The 2045-nt window shown below is 62.5% G+C and carries 2 protein-coding genes; both read left to right on the top strand.

Going from position 1 to position 2045, the window contains the following annotated elements; genetic code table 11:
* On the top strand, positions 1 to 1464 hold a 1464-nt coding region (gene nrdE / locus ACK5IN_RS02480; protein ID WP_416894648.1), incomplete at its 5' end, for a class 1b ribonucleoside-diphosphate reductase subunit alpha.
* Positions 1465 to 1491: 27 nt separating this feature from the next.
* On the top strand, positions 1492 to 2045 hold a 554-nt coding region (locus tag ACK5IN_RS02485), incomplete at its 3' end, for a ribonucleotide-diphosphate reductase subunit beta (protein WP_416894649.1).

A 2045-nucleotide genomic window follows, 5' to 3' on the forward strand; every position in this document is an offset into this window, starting at 1 on the left:
TCCTCCGGGATCATCCCCGTGATGAAGCTGCTCGAAGACAGCTTCAGCTACGCCAACCAGCTCGGTGCACGGCAGGGTGCGGGGGCCGTGTACCTCTCGGCGCACCACCCGGACATCATGCGCTTCCTCGACACCAAGCGCGAGAACGCGGACGAGAAGATCCGCATCAAGACCCTCTCGCTCGGTGTCGTCATCCCCGACGTGACCTTCGAGCTGGCGAAGAAGGACGAGGACATGTACCTGTTCTCGCCCTACGACGTCGAGCGCGTCTACGGGGTGCCGTTCGGAGACATCTCGGTGACCGAGAAGTACCACGAGATGGTCGACGATTCGCGCATCCGCAAGTCGAAGATCAAGGCGCGGGAGTTCTTCCAGACCCTCGCGGAGATCCAGTTCGAATCTGGCTACCCCTACATCATGTTCGAGGACACGGTGAACCGGGCCAACCCGATCGCCGGCCGGATCAACATGTCGAACCTGTGCTCGGAGATCCTGCAGGTCAACACCCCAACGAGCTACAACGACGACCTCTCGTACGACGAGATCGGCAAAGACATCTCCTGCAACCTCGGCAGCCTCAACATCGCCATGACGATGGACTCGCCGGACTTCGGCCGCAGCGTCGAGACGGCCATCCGCGGGCTGACCGCCGTCAGCGAGATGAGCCACATCTCCTCGGTGCGCAGCGTCGAGGACGGCAACGACCGCTCGCACGCGATCGGCCTCGGGCAGATGAACCTGCACGGCTACCTCGCCCGCGAGCGCATCCACTACGGCAGCGAGGAGGGCATCGACTTCACGAACATCTACTTCTACACCGTCGCCTTCCACGCGCTGCGCGCCTCGAACGCGCTCGCGATCGAGAAGGGGCAGTCCTTCGACGGCTTCGCCGACAGCGCGTACGCCTCGGGGGAGTTCTTCAACAAGTACACCGAGCAGGCCTGGGAGCCGGAGACCGAGCGCGTCCGTGAACTGTTCGCCGAGGCGGGCGTGCGCATCCCGACGCAGGACGACTGGCGCATGCTCAAGGAGAGCGTGCAGGCGCACGGCATCTACAACCAGAACCTGCAGGCGGTGCCGCCGACCGGCTCGATCTCCTACATCAACAACTCGACAAGCTCGATCCACCCGATCGCCTCCAAGATCGAGATCCGCAAGGAGGGCAAGATCGGTCGCGTCTACTACCCGGCGCCGTTCATGAACAACGACAACCTGGAGTACTACGAAGACGCGTACGAGATCGGCTACGAGAAGATCATCGACACCTACGCGGCCGCCACCCAGCACGTCGACCAGGGCCTGTCGCTGACCCTGTTCTTCAAGGACACCGCGACCACGCGCGACATCAACAAGGCGCAGATCTACGCCTGGCGCAAGGGAATCAAGACGATCTACTACATCCGCCTGCGGCAGATGGCGCTCGAAGGCACCGACATGTCCGAGTGCGTCAGCTGCATGCTGTAACCGCATACCCGATTCGAAACGAAGACAATGACCGACAAGCTCAAGCTCATCGACCACGTCCAGGCGATCAACTGGAACCGCATCCACGACGACAAGGACCTGGAGGTGTGGAACCGGCTGACGAGCAACTTCTGGTTGCCGGAGAAGGTGCCGCTGTCCAACGACGTGCCCTCGTGGGCGACGCTGACCGCGCTGGAACAGCAGCTGACGATGCGCGTGTTCACCGGCCTGACCCTGCTCGACACCATTCAGGGCACCGTCGGGGCGGTCTCGCTGATCCCCGATGCGGTCACCCCGCACGAGGAGGCCGTGTACACGAACATCGCGTTCATGGAGTCGGTGCACGCCAAGAGCTACTCGTCGATCTTCTCGACGCTGTGCTCGACGGCCGAGATCGACGACGCCTTCCGCTGGTCGGTGGAGAACGAGAACCTGCAGAAGAAGGCCACCATCGTCATGGACTACTACCGTGGCGAGGAACCGGCGATGCGCAAGGTGGCCTCCACCCTGCTGGAGTCGTTCCTGTTCTACTCGGGCTTCTACCTGCCCATGTACTGGTCGTCCAAGGGGAAGCTCACCAA

The organism is Microbacterium sp. (assembly GCF_047971895.1).
Classification (GTDB): domain Bacteria; phylum Actinomycetota; class Actinomycetes; order Actinomycetales; family Microbacteriaceae; genus Microbacterium.